The sequence below is a fragment of the Arthrobacter sp. EM1 genome (genome assembly GCF_029964055.1).
GTDB lineage: Bacteria > Actinomycetota > Actinomycetes > Actinomycetales > Micrococcaceae > Arthrobacter.
In genome coordinates this window covers 2,077,535-2,093,903 of record NZ_CP124836.1, presented here as the reverse complement: position 1 = coordinate 2,093,903, position 16,369 = coordinate 2,077,535, and the positions used below count along the sequence as shown (strand labels likewise).

Annotated in this window: 12 protein-coding genes; 10 read left to right on the top strand and 2 right to left on the bottom strand. The window is 64.8% G+C overall.

What is annotated here, in order from left to right; genetic code table 11:
- Positions 1-44 precede the first annotated feature (44 nt).
- The 3 genes from clpX (at position 45) to QI450_RS09590 (ending at position 2,859) form a co-directional block, all read left to right on the top strand.
- Positions 45-1,325 (top strand): ATP-dependent Clp protease ATP-binding subunit ClpX, encoded by a 1,281-nt coding sequence (gene clpX, locus QI450_RS09600; RefSeq protein ID WP_226774585.1) that lies wholly within the window; start codon positions 45-47, stop codon positions 1,323-1,325.
- A gap of 105 nt (positions 1,326-1,430) precedes the next feature.
- Positions 1,431-2,063 carry a DsbA family protein gene (locus QI450_RS09595; protein ID WP_226774584.1) on the top strand — a complete coding sequence of 211 codons (633 nt, stop codon included), beginning with the start codon at positions 1,431-1,433 and terminating at the stop codon, positions 2,061-2,063.
- Positions 2,064-2,565: 502 nt separating this feature from the next.
- Positions 2,566-2,859, top strand: coding sequence for an antibiotic biosynthesis monooxygenase family protein (locus QI450_RS09590; RefSeq protein ID WP_226774583.1), 294 nt, complete (start codon positions 2,566-2,568; stop codon positions 2,857-2,859).
- 97 nt (positions 2,860-2,956) lie between these two features.
- On the opposite strand, the gene valS is transcribed toward QI450_RS09590, so the two are convergent.
- Entirely contained in the window at positions 2,957-5,575 is a 2,619-nt protein-coding gene (gene valS / locus QI450_RS09585) for a valine--tRNA ligase (RefSeq protein WP_282467996.1), read from the bottom strand.
- Positions 5,576-5,786: 211 nt separating this feature from the next.
- Between valS and QI450_RS09580 the strand changes: the two genes are divergently transcribed.
- The 7 genes from QI450_RS09580 (at position 5,787) to ndk (ending at position 15,412) form a co-directional block, all read left to right on the top strand.
- Positions 5,787-7,358, top strand: a complete 1,572-nt coding sequence (locus QI450_RS09580; RefSeq protein ID WP_226774581.1) for an alanine/glycine:cation symporter family protein — start codon at positions 5,787-5,789, stop codon at positions 7,356-7,358.
- A gap of 17 nt (positions 7,359-7,375) precedes the next feature.
- Positions 7,376-8,134 (top strand): SDR family oxidoreductase, encoded by a 759-nt coding sequence (locus QI450_RS09575; protein WP_226774580.1) that lies wholly within the window; start codon positions 7,376-7,378, stop codon positions 8,132-8,134.
- A 167-nt stretch (positions 8,135-8,301) separates the two neighbouring features.
- Complete coding sequence (locus tag QI450_RS09570) at positions 8,302-9,384, top strand: glycerophosphodiester phosphodiesterase (RefSeq protein ID WP_226774579.1); 1,083 nt, start codon at positions 8,302-8,304, stop codon at positions 9,382-9,384.
- A 397-nt stretch (positions 9,385-9,781) separates the two neighbouring features.
- On the top strand, positions 9,782-13,150 hold the full coding sequence (gene ileS / locus QI450_RS09565) for an isoleucine--tRNA ligase (RefSeq protein WP_226774578.1): 3,369 nt from the start codon (positions 9,782-9,784) through the stop codon (positions 13,148-13,150).
- A 3-nt stretch (positions 13,151-13,153) separates the two neighbouring features.
- A complete protein-coding gene (locus QI450_RS09560) occupies positions 13,154-14,512 on the top strand; it encodes a folylpolyglutamate synthase/dihydrofolate synthase family protein (RefSeq protein WP_226774577.1) in 1,359 nt (452 codons plus the stop codon).
- 3 nt (positions 14,513-14,515) lie between these two features.
- Positions 14,516-14,944, top strand: a complete 429-nt coding sequence (locus QI450_RS09555; protein WP_226774576.1) for a DUF4233 domain-containing protein — start codon at positions 14,516-14,518, stop codon at positions 14,942-14,944.
- Between the two features lie 54 nt (positions 14,945-14,998).
- A complete protein-coding gene (ndk, locus tag QI450_RS09550; RefSeq protein ID WP_226774575.1) occupies positions 14,999-15,412 on the top strand; it encodes a nucleoside-diphosphate kinase in 414 nt (137 codons plus the stop codon).
- Between the two features lie 101 nt (positions 15,413-15,513).
- Here the strand turns inward: ndk and QI450_RS09545 are convergent, their stop codons facing one another.
- Positions 15,514-16,185 (bottom strand): vitamin K epoxide reductase family protein, encoded by a 672-nt coding sequence (locus tag QI450_RS09545; RefSeq protein WP_226774574.1) that lies wholly within the window; start codon positions 16,183-16,185, stop codon positions 15,514-15,516.
- Positions 16,186-16,369: the final 184 nt, after the last annotated feature.

Sequence of the window (16,369 nt, the reverse complement as noted above, 5' to 3'; positions counted from 1 at the left end):
AGGCGAAGGACACAGCCGGCAGCAAAATACAAAGGGGTTCACATATGGCTCGGATTGGCGAGAGCACGGATCTGCTGAAGTGTTCTTTCTGCGGAAAGAGCCAAAAGCAGGTTCGGAAGCTCATTGCCGGGCCCGGTGTCTACATTTGCGACGAGTGCATTGAACTCTGCAACGAGATCATCGAGGAAGAACTCGCCGAAGTGGCCGACCTGGGCAGTTTTGAGCTGCCAAAACCCCGCGAAATCTTCGATTTCCTGCAGGAATACGTGATTGGCCAGGAGCCGGCCAAGCGTTCACTCGCCGTAGCGGTCTATAACCACTACAAGCGCATCCAGGCGGGCCACGCCCCTAAGAGCGGCAGCCTCGCCGAAGGGGTGCACCACGATGAGGTCGAGATCGCCAAGTCGAACATCCTGCTGATCGGGCCCACCGGCTGCGGCAAGACGTACCTTGCGCAGACGCTTGCCCGACGGCTCAACGTACCCTTCGCCGTCGCCGACGCCACCGCACTGACCGAAGCCGGTTACGTCGGCGAGGACGTGGAGAACATCCTCCTAAAGCTCATTCAGGCCGCTGACTACGACGTCAAGAAGGCCGAGCAAGGCATCATCTACATCGATGAGATCGACAAGATCTCACGCAAGAGCGAGAACCCCTCCATCACCCGGGACGTTTCCGGCGAGGGTGTGCAGCAGGCCCTGCTGAAGATCCTGGAAGGCACTGTCGCCTCGGTTCCGCCGCAAGGCGGCCGCAAGCACCCGCACCAGGAATTCATCCAGATCGATACCACCAATGTGCTCTTTATCGTGGCCGGTGCGTTCGCCGGTCTCGAGGAGATCATCGGCTCCAGGTCCGGCCGCAAGGGCATCGGATTCGGCGCCCCGCTCAACGAGGTCAAGAACAACACCGACTCCTACGGCGAGGTGATGCCTGAGGACCTGTTGAAGTTCGGGCTCATCCCTGAGTTCATCGGCCGCCTGCCCGTCATCACCACGGTCTCCAACCTGGACCGGGCGGCGCTCATCCAGATTCTGTCCACCCCCAAGAACGCCCTGGTGAAGCAGTACCAGAAGATGTTCCAGATCGACGGCGTTGAGCTGGTGTTCGACGAGGAAGCCCTTAACACGATCGCCGATCAGGCACTGGAACGCGGCACCGGGGCCCGAGGGCTTCGCGCCATCATGGAGGAGGTCCTGCTCCCTGTGATGTTTGACCTGCCGAGCCGCGAGGACATCGCCACAGTTGTTATCACGGAGGACGTCGTCTCCAAGAAGGCAGCGCCCACGTTGATCGCCCACGACCTCAAGCGCCGCAAGTCGGCCTGACCCGGAATAAACACGGTGCGCCGGTCGCTGTCGCCTATGGCGCGCCCGGGTGCTGGATCCGCAGCAGCGCATGTTTCCCGGCAGACTTCCTTAAGGAGAACAACCGTGTCTGAATCCCTGACCCAAGAAGCAACGACTAACCAAGCCGACTTCTGGTTCGACCCGATGTGCCCCTTCGCGTGGGTGACCTCCCGCTGGATTGGCGAGGTACAGGACGTCCGCGATATCAGCGTCCAGTGGCACGTTATGAGCCTGGCCGTGCTGAACGAGGGCCGTGAGGAGCTCCCGGAGGAGTACAAGGCGTTCCTCACCAAGGCTTGGGCCCCCGTGCGGGTTATCATGGCCGCGGCCCAGCAGCACGGCGAAAAATACGTGAAGGCGCTCTACGACGCCATGGGCACCAAAATCCACAACGAAGGCAATGCTGACATCGCCGAGGTTATCTCGAAGTCCCTCGCGGAGGTTGGCCTCCCGGCGGAGCTGGCGGCCGCTGGCCAGAGCGACGCGTTCGACGCCGAACTGCGCAGCAGCCACGAGGAAGGCATCTCGCTGGTCGGGCAGGACGTCGGCACACCGGTGGTCGCCTTCAACGGCACCGCCTTCTTTGGCCCGGTACTGACGCGCATTCCGCGCGGCGAGGAGGCCGGACGGCTCTGGGACGCCACAGTGACCCTGGCGTCGTTCCCGTACTTCTTCGAACTTAAGCGCAGCCGGACCGAAAGCCCCGTGTTCAGCTAGAAGCCCGCGGGACAACCAGAGCCCCGAAGGAACTACCCGCGTGTAGTTCCTTCGGGGCTCTTGCGTATCCGGCAGGGCAGGATCACAATTGAACTTACCCACTTCGGAAGAAGCGGGACGCGGGAACCAACGATTCAGTGACACTTATCCGACGCAGCCTACGGCACAGTCAGATGATGGCTACCAGTGACGAGGTAGGAAGACCTGGAAATCCAAGGATCCCGCCAGATTGCCTGAGACGTCACGTGGCAATCGAAAGTCGAAGCCCCACCAACGGCAAAACGCTGATGGGGCTTCCCCTTTGCCCAAAATCCGGGTTATTAGGACAAAATGCGGGTTGCCCCAAACCGGACCGGTTCACATCGCGCCCGTTCAGCAGAGCCGCAGGAACAACTGGCCCGGCACCGCTGTTGCCACCAATGGCAGGGCACCGCTCCGGGTGCCGTGTTGGCCGGCATCCAGGCCGGCTGTCCCTGTACACACCTGCGACCATTGGAGCTCCATGCCCATCACAGCCCACCTTGACTTGACCCTAAAGGCAGAAGCCCTGCCCACGGCGCCGGAGGTGCTCCGCGGTATCCTCAGCGACACGCGCGCCTTTGACGGCTGCCTCGGTGTTGATGTCCTTGTTGACAGCCACGACCCCGCGCACTTTCTGGTGGTGGAACGGTGGGAGTCGATTGAACACGACTCCGCTTACCGCGCGTGGCGCGCAGGCGCCGGCGCAAGCGGACTGGGGGAGCTGTTGGCCGCACCGCCGGTGCTGACGCACTTCGGGGCCGCAGCCGGGATCTGAGGCCCCGGAAAGCAAGGATCAGCCAGACCAAAGAGGGACCTCCGCCCGGCGTGAGCCGGGCGGAGGGCCCTCTTTTGGTCTCCCGGGCGGACAGCCGTCAGGCTTGCCCGGTCTCCTCGGCCGGGGCCAGGACAACATCGCCGACGGTCAGTTCGCCGTCGCCGCCCACGAGGATCAGTTCCCGGGCGTTTGCCGCGGCCTTCAGGTCGGCCAGGCCGGCTTTCAGTTGCGTTGTGAGGGACTCCGGAGCCGTGATGGTCGCCGACAGGACCTCGGTGCGCTGCTTGACCTTGGCCTCCGATTTGGCTTTCCGGATCCCGCTGAGCGCGGTCCCTACAGTGGCCAGCAACGTGGTGTCACCGTCGATTTCGACGGCGGAGGGCCACTGTGCACGGTGCACCGAACCCGTCCGCCACCAGCTCCAGACTTCCTCCGTGGCGAACGGCAGGAACGGGGCGAAGAGGCGCAGCAGGGTATCAAGGCTCGTCGCCAGTGCTGCCAGGACTGAAGCCTGTTCAGTCCCGCCTGCGGCACCGTAGGCGCGGTCCTTGATGAGCTCCACGTAGTCATCGGTGAAGTGCCAGAAGAAGCTCTCGGAAATCTGCAGGGCGCGGGCATAGTCGTAGTTTTCGAACGCCTTGGTGGCCAGGCGGACCACCTCGGAGAGCTGGGCCAGCACGGCCCGGTCCAGGGGGTTGCTGAGCACCGCGAGGTCAGCCGAAACGACGGAGTCCTCGGTGGCGCCGAGATTCAGCACAAACTTGGAGGCGTTCAGGAGCTTGATGGCCAGGCGCCGGCCGATCTTCATCTGCGCGATCTCATACGCGGTGTCCGCGCCGAGCTTGGCCGAGGCTGCCCAGTAGCGGACGGCGTCCGAACCGTATTCGTTGAGCACCTCGGTCGGGACGATCACGTTGCCCTTGGACTTGGACATCTTCTTGCGGTCCGGGTCAAGGATCCAGCCGGAGATGGCCGCGTGCTTCCACGGCGCGACGTCCTGCAGGGCATCCGCGCGGACGGCGGTGGAGAACAGCCACGTCCGGATGATGTCGTGGGCCTGCGGGCGGACGTCGAACGGAAAGACCTTGGCGAAGAGCGCCTCGTCGGTGCTCCAGCCACCCACGATCTGCGGTGTCAACGACGAGGTGGCCCAGGTGTCGAGCACATCGGCGTCGCCGGTGAAGCCCCCCGGCACGTCGCGCCGGGACTCTTCGTACCCCGGTGCCGCATCAGCCGCCGGATCCACCGGCAGCTGCGCGTCGGACGGGACGATCGGAGCTGCGAAGTCGGGGTTGCCGTCGGCGTCCAGCGGGTACCAGACGGGCACGGGCACACCGAAGAAGCGCTGGCGGGAAACGAGCCAGTCCCCGTTCAGTCCGGAGATCCAGTTCTCGTAGCGGGAACGCATAAATGCCGGGTGGAATTCGATTTCGTGGCCGCGGGCAATGAGCCGCTCACGGCGTTCGGCGTCACGGCCGCCGTTGCGGATGTACCACTGGCGTGACGTTACAACTTCAAGGGGCTTGTCGCCCTTCTCGAAGAAGTTCACCGGGTGCATGATCTTCTTCGGTTCGCCGTCGAGCAGTTCCGCTGCCGCCAGCAGCTCCACCACGCCTTCTTTGGCGCTGAACACGGTCTTGCCGGCGATCGCCTCGAAGTGGGCGCGGCCTTCGGCAGTGGTGATCCACTCCGGCGTCTCGCCCAGGATGCGCCCGTCACGGCCCACGATCGCGCGGGTGGGCAGCTGGAGTTCGCGCCACCAGGTGACGTCGGTGAGGTCCCCGAAGGTGCAGACCATGGCGATGCCGGAGCCTTTGTCCGCCTTGGCGAGCGGGTGGGCTTTGATTTCCACCTCGACGCCGAACAGCGGGGAGGTGACTTTTGTGCCGAACAGCGGCTTGTAGCGTTCGTCGTCGGGATTCGCCACGAGCGCGGCACAGGCGGCCAGCAGTTCCGGGCGGGTGGTCTCGATGAAGATCTTCTCGCCGTCTTGGGTGAAGAAGGGGAAGCGGTAGTACGCGCCGGCAACTTCGCGGTCCTCCAGCTCGGCCTGGGCCACAGCGGTGAGGAAGGTTACGTCCCACAGGGTGGGCGCCTCGGCCATGTACGCATCGCCGGCAGCCAGGTTCGCCAGGAAGGCACGCTGGGAGATGGCACGGGACTTGTCGTCGATGGTGCGGTACGTCAGGTCCCAGTCCACGGACAGGCCGAGGGTCTGGAACAGGTTCTCGAAGACCTTTTCGTCCTCGACCGCGAGCTCCTCGCAGAGTTCGATGAAGTTCCGGCGCGAGACGACGTCGAAGTCGCGCTGGTTCTTGGCCGGCTCCGCCGGGGGGCGGTAGCCGGCGTCGTATGCGGTCGTTGGGTCGCAGCGTACACCGAAGTAGTTCTGCACGCGTCGCTCGGTGGGCAGGCCGTTGTCGTCCCAGCCCATCGGGTAAAAGACATTCTTGCCGGTCATCCGCTGGTAGCGGGCCACGACGTCGGTCTGGGTGTAGGAGAACATGTGGCCGACGTGCAGCGAACCCGACGCGGTGGGCGGGGGAGTATCGATCGAGTAGACCTGCTCCCGGGTGGTGTCCGGGTTGAACTTGTAGGTCCCGTCGTCAAGCCAGCGCCGGGTAAGCGCGGTTTCCAGCCCTTCCAGGGCGGGCTTGTCCGGAACATTGATGGGGGCGGTGGTGGGCGTGTCTGTACCCTGCGTGTCTTCAGCCATGGGGCAATTCTTCCATGGCCGGAGGACCCCGCAGGGCAACGGCGGGAAGGCGGGGCATCAACACCGAAGTCGGATCGATTGTCTGTACGCCTGTCCGTACACGATTCCGCCACCGAGAACCGTGTCAGATACCTACCAAAGACAAACGCAAATTTCGTAGGGTATTCGAAATGTGATTGCGATCACGTTCGATTGACGTTCTAGTGGAGGAATGTCAATTTACCAAGCGCTGCCAACACAAGCTGCCTCCGACGAGATCGGCTGGCTGTCGGCCGTAGAAAGCGCGGCAGATACGGTCTTTCAGCCGGTCACCGAGACTTTCTCAAATATTGTCTTTTTCCCCATCACTATCGGTGAGGTGAGCTTTCCGGCCGTCGTGGCCTGGCTCATCGCCGCCGGTGTGATCTTCACGGTCTACTTCGGCTTTATCCAGTTCCGCGGTCTCAAGACCTCCCACGAGGTGATCCGCGGCCATTACTCGTCAAAATCCGATCCCGGCGAGGTTCCGCACTTCCACGCGTTGACCTCGGCACTGTCCGGCACCGTGGGGCTGGGCAACATCGCCGGCGTCGGCGCGGCTATGGCGCTCGGTGGCCCCGGAGCGACATTCTGGATGATCCTTGCCGGTCTGCTTGGCATGGCCACGAAGTTTGCCGAGTGCACCCTCGGGGTCAAATACCGGGAAGTCCACGCTGACGGGACGGTGACGGGCGGGCCGTTCAAGTACCTGCCCATCGCGTTCAAGAAGTTCGGACGGTTCCCGGCCAAGACGCTCACCGGCATCTTCGCCGTCGCCATCCTGATCTTCGGTATCGCCGGCGGCAACATGTTCCAGGCAAACCAGACGTTCGCCCAGGTACAAAACGTCACGGGCGGCGAGGACGGTCCGCTCGGCAGCGCCGGGGCCGCGTTGATCTTTGGGGTCGTCCTGGCCGCCCTGGTGGCCGCCGTGATCCTAGGCGGCATCAAGTCGATCGGGGCCACCACCAGCAAACTCGTCCCGGCCATGGGAATTATCTACGTACTCGCCTGCCTGTTCGTCATCCTCGCCAACCTGGACCATGTCCCCGCCGCAATGGGATCGATCATTGGCGGTGCGTTCAATCCGCAAGGCCTCACCGGCGGCGTCGTCGGCGTGATGATCGTGGGCTTCCAGCGCGCCGCGTTCTCCAACGAAGCCGGCCTGGGGTCAGCCGCCATTGCCCACTCTGCCGTCAAGACCACCCGGCCCGTGAGCGAAGGCTTTGTGGCCATGTTCGAACCCCTCATCGACACGGTGGTCATCTGTACCATGACAGCACTCGCCATCATCATCGGCGGAGCACCGAGCTTCCAGGCCGGCATGGATCAGGTACAGGCCGGCAAGGGCGCCCCCGACGGCGTCATTCTGACCTCTGACGCCTTTGCTACCGTGCTCCCGTGGTTTCCCGCAGTGCTGGCCGTGGCAGTCTCGCTGTTCGCCTTCTCCACCCTGATCACCTGGTCCTACTACGGGCTCAAAGCCTGGGAATACCTCTTCGGCCGGAGCAAGGCCTCCGAGGTCAGCTACAAGTGCGTCTTCCTGTTCTTTACCGTCGTGGGAACCGTGCTGACCTTCACCCAGGTGCTGAACTTCGCCGACGCTGCACTGTTCGTCTGCGCCTTCGTGAACCTGCTCGGGGTCTACCTGCTGCTGCCGGTCATCAAGCGCGAAATGAAGGAGTACCTCGCCGACCGGAAGAGCGGCAAGCTCAAGGTCCTCGGCCTCGAGGACGAGGACCTGGAATCCAGCACCGTGCGCTGATCCACTAGGGTGGTGCCATGACTGAGGGAATCCAGCACAAAGCGGCAGTAGTAACCGGCGCCAGCACCGGAATCGGCGAGGCCACCGTGCGGGCGCTCCGGAGCGCGGGCTGGACGGTGTACGCCGTGGCCCGCCGCGCGGACCGGTTGGCGGCGCTCGCCGCGGAAACCGGCGCCGTCGCCCTTCCGGCGGACGTGACCGACGACGCCGCCGTCGCCCGGCTGGTGGACGAGGTGACCCGCGCCGGCGGGATCGACACCCTGATCAACATTGCCGGCGGCGCCCGCGGCGCGGACACGGTGGCCGGGGCAAAGACCGAGGACTGGGAATGGATGTTCGAGGTCAACGTTCTCGGCACCTTAAAGCTCATCCGGGCCTTCCTGCCGATGCTGCGTGCGGTTGGCGAGGGTACGGTCCTGAATCTGACGTCAACGGCCGGGCTGTCCGCTTATGAGGGGGGCGGCGGTTATAACGCGGCAAAGTTCGGCCAGCACGCGCTGACCGGTGCGCTGCGCCTCGAAGAGGCCGAACACAACCTCCGCGTTATTGAGGTGGTCCCCGGCCTGGTGCAGACGGAGGAGTTCGCCCTGAACCGCCTCGGGGACCAGGCCTCAGCCGCCAAGGTCTATCAGGGAGTTGAGAAGCCGCTCACCGCAGCGGATGTCGCGGACGTCGTCCGCTACGCCGTCACGGCGCCGCACCACGTGAACCTCGACCAGATTGTGATCCGTCCGGTCGCGCAGGCCGCCAACCACAAGCTGATCCGCAAAAACTAGGCGGGTCCGCCGGACTCCGGCCGGGTCCGGACTGGCCGGCCGGAAACCGGACGCCCGGCGTTCATCTGCACTTGGCTCTGCCGTGGGCCAGGGGTGGTGCGCTGTTGGCCGCGGGCGGGGACCGTGGCGGGTGCAACTGCACACCACCAGAGTGGAGACTCATCCCCATGCGCACCACGACCAAGCTCGGCGCCGCAGTACTGAGCGCCGCCCTGCTCCTCGCCACCACGGCCCAGGCCGACGCCGCCGACACCCGTTCCCGCGATTCGGGCACAGGCGCCGACCACCACTTTGACCTTCAGGCGCACCGCGGCGGCATCGGTCTCACCGTCGAGTCGACGCTGGCATCGTTCGCGAAGGGCCTCGAGACCGGTGTCTCGACGCTTGAACTTGACCTCCAGATCACCAAAGACGGCCGCGAGGTGATTACCCACGACCGCAAGATCAGCGACAAAAAATGCCAGGACACCGCGCCGGTGACGGCGGGCGACCCGCAGTTTCCCTACGTCGGCAAATACGTCAAGGACCTGACCTTCGCACAGGTCCGGAGCCTGGACTGCGGCTCGCTGACCCAGCCTCAATTCCCGGGCCAGGCAGCGTCCCCAGGCGCCAAAATGCCCACCCTCGCCGAGGTCTTTGCCCTGGCCCGGTCCTACCGTGCCAGCCAGGTCCGGTTCAATATCGAAACGAAGGTCGAAGCCGGAGCGCCCGAGGAGACCGCCCCGCGGGAGCAGTTCGTGGACGTCGCGCTGCAGGAAATCAACAAGGCGCACATGCAAAGCCGGGTCTCCATCCAAAGCTTCGACTGGGGCTCGCTGCGCCTGGTCCGGGAACGCCAGCCGCAGATCCCCACCGTTGCCCTGACCAACAAGGACTTCCTTGAGGCCGGCCAGCCCGGCAGCTCGCCGTGGCTCGGCGGTATCGACGCGGACGACTTTGGCGGGGATCTGGTCGCGGCCGCGGCCTCCCTTGGGGTCACTGCGGTGTCCCCGGTGCACGGCACGCCCCAGGATGGCGCAGTCACCGATCAGGACTACGTCCCGTATGTCACCGCCGACATGGTCAGCCGGGCACACGCCGCCGGCATGCAGGTCATTCCGTGGACCGTCGACGACAAGCCCACCATGCGCGCCCTGATCGCCCTCGGGGTAGACGGCCTCATCACGGACTACCCCGACCGGCTGCGGGACGTTATGGCCGAATCCGGCATAAAGCTGCCGCGCAGTTTCGAGCTCAAGACCGGCCGCTGAGCGGCCGTAGCGCACCGACGGGCTTGGTTACCCCGTGGTCGATAATGACCGCGGGGTGGCCCGGCCCAGGATCCTGAGCAGCGGGACTCGGTGCAGGCACAACGGAGCCGCGACAGTTGTTAGACTTCTTGTAGCAGCTTCGACCCGGCCATCACCGGTGAGCTTCCGGAAGAACGTCCTCATGCCGCTTTCAGCGGACCGGGACCGGTAGAACCGGACGGGTAAGCCCGTCACAGCAGTAATGAGCGGCCGCCGCCGTTGGTCCCTCCAAGGGGCGCACGCGGTGACGGTAAGTGAGGTGGTACCGCGGTGCCGGTGTTGTCGAAAGACAGTGCAGGAGCCGTCCTCGCATCCTGAATGAATCCACTTGTTCACTAGCTCAACCCAGGATGTCGAGATGACTTACTACCCGAAGGCCTCCGCTGCTCCGTCCGGCGCAGGCGCCACCACCTCTGCCGCGAGCACCTCTGGTGTACCGGCCTCCGTGAAGTTCCCGGAGATCGAAGAGCGCATCCTCAGGTACTGGGATGAGGACGGCACGTTCCAGGCCAGCATCGATCAGCGCGACTCCGACCTTCCCGGCGGAAAGCCCGGCAGCAACGAGTTCGTTTTCTACGACGGCCCGCCCTTCGCCAACGGCCTGCCGCACTACGGCCACCTGCTGACCGGCTACGCCAAGGACCTCGTGGGCCGCTACCAGACCCAGCGCGGCCGCCGCGTCGAACGCCGCTTTGGCTGGGACACCCACGGGCTGCCCGCCGAACTCGAAGCCATGAAACAGCTGGGCATGACTGATAAAACCCAGATCGAGGCGATGGGCATCGACAAGTTCAACGACGCCTGCCGCGCCTCGGTGATGAAGTACGCCGACGAATGGAAGAGCTACGTCACCCGCCAGGCGCGCTGGGTCGACTTCGAGAACGACTACAAAACACTCAACGTCGAGTACATGGAGTCCGTGCTCTGGGCCTTCAAACAACTGCACGAAAAGGGCCTCACCTACAACGGCTACCGGGTGCTGCCGTACTGCTGGAAGGACGAGACGCCGCTGTCCAACCATGAACTGCGGATGGACGACGACGTCTACAAAAACCGCCAGGACCAGACCGTTACGGTCACCTTCCCCATCACTGCTGGGGACTCGGAACTGTCAAAGCAGCTCGCCGGGGTCCAGGCGCTCGCCTGGACCACCACACCCTGGACGCTGCCCACGAACCTGGCGCTCGCGGTCGGGCCCGCCATCACCTATGTTGTGCTGCCGGCCGGGCCGCAGGGGATCAAAGCCGCATCCGCCGACGCCCCGGTCACCGGGCGTTTCCTGCTCGCCGGGGACCTCCTTGGCGCCTACGCCAAGGACCTCGGCTACGGCGACGGCGCCGAGGGTGTGGCGGCTGCCGAAGCCGCCGTCACCTCCCGGCACACCGGCGTCGAGCTCGAAGGGCTGACCTACGAACCGCTCTGGGACTACTTCTCCGACGCTGAGAAGTACGGCACCGAGAACGGCTGGCGCTTTCTTGTGGCGGACTACGTCACCACCACCGACGGCACCGGCATCGTCCACCAGGCACCCGCCTACGGTGAAGACGACCAGAAAGTCTGTGAAGAAGCCGGGATCCCCGTGGTCCTCTCGGTCGACGAGGGGGCGAAGTTCCTGCCGCTGTTCGGCCAGGGCGACCTCGCCGGGATCGCCGGGCTGCAGGTCTTCGAAGCCAACAAGCCCATCACCCAGGTACTTCGCGCCCAGGGCCGCCTGGTCCGCCAGGCCAGCTACGAGCACAGCTACCCGCACTGCTGGCGCTGCCGCAACCCGCTGATCTACCGTGCCGTGTCCTCCTGGTACGTGGAGGTCACCAAGTTCAAGGACCGGATGTCCGAGCTCAACCAGGAGATCAACTGGATCCCGGGCAACGTCAAGGACGGCCAGTTCGGCAAATGGCTCGCCAACGCCCGCGACTGGTCGATCAGCCGGAACCGTTACTGGGGCAGCCCCATCCCGGTCTGGCAGTCCAGCGATCCGGACTACCCGCGCACCGACGTCTACGGCTCGCTCGCCGAGATCGAAGCCGACTTCGGCCGCCTGCCGCTAAACAACGACGGCCAGGTCGACCTGCACCGGCCGTTCATTGACGAACTGACCCGCCCGAACCCGGATGATCCGCGGACCCCGGCGGAAGGCCAATCCGTCATGCGCCGGGTCGAGGATGTTCTGGACGTCTGGTTCGACTCCGGGTCCATGCCCTACGGTCAGGTCCACTACCCGTTCGAGAACGAGGAATGGTTCGACACCCACAACCCGGCGGACTTCATCGTCGAGTACATCGGCCAGACCCGCGGCTGGTTCTACATGCTGCACATCCTCTCCACCGCGCTGTTCGACCGGCCCGCCTTCCGCAACGTCATCAGCCACGGCATCGTCCTGGGCTCGGACGGGCAGAAGATGTCCAAGAGCCTGCAGAACTACCCTGACGTTTCCGAGGTCCTGGACCGGGACGGCTCGGACGCGATGCGCTGGTTCCTGATGTCCAGCCCGATCCTGCGCGGCGGGAATCTCGTAGTCACCGAGCAGGGCATCCGCGAGGGCGTCCGCCAGGTCATCCTGCCGCTGTGGAACGTCTACAGCTTCTTCACGCTGTACACGAACGCATCGAACGCAGTGGATGGAACAGCGTCTGGCTACGATGCCAAGCTGCGCCACGACGGCTACGCCGACACCCTGGACCAGTACCTGATGGCCAACACCGGCGGCCTGGTCCGGAACATGACCGCCCAGTTGGACAGCTACGACATCTCCGGCGCCTGCGATGAACTGCGCAGCTACCTGGACATGCTCACGAATTGGTACGTCCGCCGCAGCCGGCTGCGCTTCTTCGACGAAAACCCCGACGCCTTCGACGCGCTCTACACGGCGCTGGAGACGGTGTGCCGGGTCGCGGCCCCGCTGCTGCCACTGGTCTCCGAGGAGATCTGGCGCGGCCTCACCGGCGGGCGCTCCGTGCACCTGGCCGACTGGCCGGACGCGGACCTGTTCCCGGCCAACCCGGGACTCGTCGAGGCGATGGATAAGATCCAGCAGATCTGCTCCACCGGATCCTCACTGCGCAAGGCCGCCAACCTCCGGGTCCGGCTGCCGTTGCAGGAACTCACTGTTGTGGCACCGGGCGCCGACGCGCTGGCGGGCTTCGCCGGTGTTGTCGCCGACGAACTGAACCTGCGGTCCGTCCGCCTGCTCGACGCCGGGAGCGCCTCGCCGGCGGAGTTCGGGATCGAGCAGAAGCTCGTAGTCAACGCCCGGGCCGCCGGGCCGCGGCTGGGCAAGAACGTCCAGCAGGCCATCAAGGGCGCCAAGTCCGGCGACTGGTCAGTCAGCGAGGCAGGTGTTGTGACCGTCGGCGGGCTCGATCTTGAGCCGCAGGAATACACCCTGGAAACCGTCGTCGCCGAAGCCGCTGAAGGCGCCGGTTCCCGCGCGGCAGCCGTGCTCCCGGGCGGTGGGTTTGTGGTGCTCAACACCGAGGTCACACCCGAGCTCGAGGCCGAGGGCCTGGCCCGGGACATGGTCCGTAGCATCCAGCAGGCCCGCAAGGATGCCGGGCTCAATGTCAGCGACCGGATCAGGACCACCGTCGCGGCGCCCGTGGACGTCATCGACGCCATCCGGGTGCACGAAAACCTGGTATCCACCGAAACGCTCACCGTGGAACTCGGGCTGTCCTCCAACGGAGACGGCACCGAGTTGCACATCGCCGTCGAGAAAATTGAGGCCTAAGCCATGACCGACGAATTCTCCGTAGAAAGTGTCTACGCCGAGCTGCTGGGGCGTGCCCCGGAAAACAAGATGGAGCCGCGGCTGGCCCCGCTGCACCGGGCGATGGACATCCTGGGGGAGCCGAACAAGGCGTTCCCGATCATCCACGTCACCGGCACCAACGGAAAGACCTCGACTGCCCGGATGATCGAGGCCGGGCTCCGCGCCCACGGCCTGAGCACCGGGCGCTACACGAGCCCGCACCTGTCCAAGGTCACCGAACGGATCAGCATCGACGGCGCTCCGGTGCCGGATGAGACGTTCGTTCGGATCTGGGACGAGATCCGGCCCTACCTTGCCATCGTGGACAGCGAACTTGAGGCCGCGGGCCAGCCCCGGCTGACCTACTTCGAATGCCTCACCATACTGGGCTTCGCAGTCTTCGCCGACCAGCCGGTCAACGTAGCCGTCATTGAGGTTGGCTTGGGCGGGATCACCGACGCGACCAACGTCGGGGACGGCGAGGTCTTTGTGGTCACGCCCATCTCGCTGGACCACACGGACCTGCTGGGCGAGACAACCGAGGAGATCGCCCACGAAAAGGCCGGCATCATCAAGCCGGGCGGCTTCCTGGTCAGCGCCGCGCAGCCCCGGGACGCGGCCCAGGTGCTGCTGGAGAAAGCCAAGGAAACGGCCGTCCCGTTCCGCTTTGAGGGCGTTGAGTTCGGCGTCGAAAACCGCACCGTCGCCGTCGGCGGCCAGATGGTCACCATCCAGGGCATCGCGGGCCGCTACGAGGACCTTCTTGTGCCCCTGCACGGGGCCCACCAGGCCGAGAATGCGGCCGTCGCGATCGCTGCGCTGGAGGCTTTCTTCGGCGCTGAAAAGCCGCTCGACCCCGGGCTGGTGCAGGAGGCCTTCGCCTCGGTCACCTCGCCGGGCCGGCTCGAAGTGGTGCGGACCGCACCGACCATCATCGTGGACGCCGCGCACAACCCCGAAGGTATCAGGGTCTCGGCCGAAGCCATCCATGAAGCGTTCAGCTTCACAAAGCTTGTGGTGGTGGTCGGCGTGCTGCGGGAAAAGGACGCCGAGGAAATCCTGCGCCAACTCAAGGAATCCCTAGGCGGGCTCTCCGCAGAGTACTGCTTCACCCAGTCCAATTCGCCCCGCGCCGTGCCGGCCGAGGACCTTGCGGAACTCGCGGTGGACCTCGGGTACGGCGAGGACACCATCCACGTGGCCGAGAAGCTCGACGACGCCCTCGAATGGGCGGTGGAACGCGCCGAAGCCAATGACGATCTCGCCGGCGGCGTCCTGGTCACCGGCTCCATCACGCTCGTCGCCGAAGCCCGGATCCTGCTCGGAAAGGCGGACGCGTAGACCATGGCGAAACTTACCAAGGCCCAGCGCGAGTGGCGCCCCGGTATGCCCAAAAAACGCCGCTCCACCAAGGTTATGTTCGCCTCCACGGTGCTGCTCCTTGAAGCGTTTGTGATCCTTTTCGGCACCCTTACCGTGTTCGGGCTGCGGCGGGACGAATTCCCGCCGGTCCTGATCTTCTCCGTTGGCATCGCGTTGAGCCTCATCTACGCCTTCACCTGCGCCGTGCTTTCCCGGCCGTGGGGTGTGGCGCTGGGCTGGATCCTGCAAATCGTGCTGATCCTGGCAGGGATCCTGGAACCGGCGATGTTCCTGGTCGGTGGCCTCTTCGCGCTGGCCTGGTGGTACGGCATCCGCACCGGCATCCGGATTGACCGGGAAGCCGCCCAGCGGGACCACGACCAGGCCGCCTGGGACGCATCCCACCCCTAGGGCCAAAGCAACTAGACTTATTTCCGAACCCCACCCCTACACATTGGAGCAGCTGTGAGCATTGAGCGCACCCTCGTCCTGATCAAGCCCGACGGCGTTAGCCGCAACCTGACAGGCAGCATCATCGCCAGGATTGAAGCCAAGGGCTACACCCTGGCCGAGCTGAAGAAGGTTGATGCGAGCCGCGAACTGCTGGAGCAGCACTACGAGGAGCACGTGGGCAAGCCGTTCTACGAGCCGCTCGTCGAGTTTATGCTCAGCGGTCCGGTAGTAGCCGCGATTTTCGAGGGACACCGCGTGATCGAGGGTTTCCGCTCGCTCGCCGGCACCACCGACCCCACGACGGCGGCGCCGGGCACCATCCGCGGCGACTTCGGCCGCGACTGGGGCCTGAAGGTCCAGCAGAACCTCGTCCACGGCTCGGACTCGGCGGAGTCCGCGGAGCGCGAAATCAAGATCTGGTTCTAGGTTCCTGACCGCCCAGCCGCGAGGTGGCAGCTAAGGCCAATGTTCGAGTCGAACATTGGCCTTAGCTGTCACCTCGCGGCGGTTAACCGGTGTACTTCGGTTCAGTAGCCGGAGGTTCCGATGAAGACCTGGATAAACGCGAAGAAAATGGTGGCAACCACTGCGACGTAAAGCAGCGCGGTGATGACCCAGCCGGAGTCGCCCAGGATCCTGGTTGGGCCCGCCGGCAGCCTGATCACGCCGTGCGTTACGTTGCGGACTGTGACCCAGACGAAGAGCGGAATCATGGCGGCCCAGACGATCATGCAGAACGGGCAGAGGATATGGATGGAGTACAGCGCCTGCGACCAAAGCCAGACCACAAAACCGAAGCCAAGGGTCACGCCGGCCTGCAAGCCCAGCCAGTACCAGCGGGCAAACGCGGCTCCGGAGAGGATTCCCATGGCTGTGGTGATGATGACCGCAAAGGCCACGATCCCCATAAGCATGTTGGGGAAGCCGAACACCGAACCCTGCCAGGTCTGCATAACCTGCCCGCAGGAGATCCATGGGTTCACATCGCAGACTGTTACATGGTTCGGATCCTTGAGTACCTCGAGCTTTTCCAGCACCAGGGCCCCGGAGGCCAGCCAGCCAACGACGCCGGTGATCAGCAGGAGCCACGCGAACGGGCGGTCGCGGGTCATCGGCGGCAGCTGACGTGCGTCGGCTGAGGTGCCGCGGCGTTGCTGCCGCACGGCTGCCTCGTCGGTGGCGCTGGAGATGCTGGGCATGGAATGGATGTCCTTCGCTTGGATGCAACTGGTCCGATTGTATCGCCGGACCCTGGAGGGAGTCCGGACGCTGTTGCCTTCATGGGGGATTCGGTCCACGGTGCAGGCCGGATGCCCCGCTTACGCCTGCTCGGACGTGTCCTGTGAGACAATGATCGTGGCTGGAACCCGATCCACATCCGGG

Excerpts from the sequence above, each read along its gene's own strand:
- QI450_RS09555 (WP_226774576.1), top strand. The coding sequence starts at position 14,516 with ATGGCGAAACTTACCAAGGCCCAGCGCGAGTGGCGCCCCGGTATGCCC.
- QI450_RS09560 (WP_226774577.1), top strand. The coding sequence starts at position 13,154 with ATGACCGACGAATTCTCCGTAGAAAGTGTCTACGCCGAGCTGCTGGGG.
- QI450_RS09575 (WP_226774580.1), top strand. The coding sequence starts at position 7,376 with ATGACTGAGGGAATCCAGCACAAAGCGGCAGTAGTAACCGGCGCCAGC.
- clpX (WP_226774585.1), top strand. The coding sequence starts at position 45 with ATGGCTCGGATTGGCGAGAGCACGGATCTGCTGAAGTGTTCTTTCTGC.
- QI450_RS09590 (WP_226774583.1), top strand. The coding sequence starts at position 2,566 with ATGCCCATCACAGCCCACCTTGACTTGACCCTAAAGGCAGAAGCCCTG.
- ileS (WP_226774578.1), top strand. The coding sequence starts at position 9,782 with ATGACTTACTACCCGAAGGCCTCCGCTGCTCCGTCCGGCGCAGGCGCC.
- QI450_RS09580 (WP_226774581.1), top strand. The coding sequence starts at position 5,787 with ATGTCAATTTACCAAGCGCTGCCAACACAAGCTGCCTCCGACGAGATC.
- valS (WP_282467996.1), bottom strand. The coding sequence starts at position 5,575 with ATGGCTGAAGACACGCAGGGTACAGACACGCCCACCACCGCCCCCATC.
- QI450_RS09545 (WP_226774574.1), bottom strand. The coding sequence starts at position 16,185 with ATGCCCAGCATCTCCAGCGCCACCGACGAGGCAGCCGTGCGGCAGCAA.
- QI450_RS09570 (WP_226774579.1), top strand. The coding sequence starts at position 8,302 with ATGCGCACCACGACCAAGCTCGGCGCCGCAGTACTGAGCGCCGCCCTG.